This is a genomic window from Bradyrhizobium sp. Kon69 (assembly GCF_055807515.1).
Map to the genome: position 1 here is coordinate 1 of NZ_JBVVOS010000618.1, position 232 is coordinate 232.

Below are 232 nucleotides of genomic sequence, written 5' to 3' on the forward strand. Positions count from 1 at the left end.
GCACCAGGTGAGCCATTGCCGACCTTGTCAAAGACTCTCCACTCGACCGCGTGCTTGCCGTCGCTCAGCTGGCTCCAGGTGCCGTAATACACCCAGATGCTGATCGGTAAAGTGCCAGAGGCTTCGAAAGGCGTAACGGTGTGCTTGATGATCTTACCGCCGATACTCAGGTGAATCACATCGTCGGCTTTGCGGTGATGGACCTGTGGGAGTCCTCTATCCAGCGGATAGT

At 56.5% G+C, this 232-nt stretch carries 1 protein-coding gene; it reads right to left on the bottom strand.

Annotation, left to right across the window (positions count from 1 at the left end; all coding sequences use genetic code 11):
- Positions 1 to 232: hypothetical protein (locus tag AC0L3U_RS40350; RefSeq protein WP_473365263.1), on the bottom strand; the 232-nt coding region annotated here is incomplete at both ends.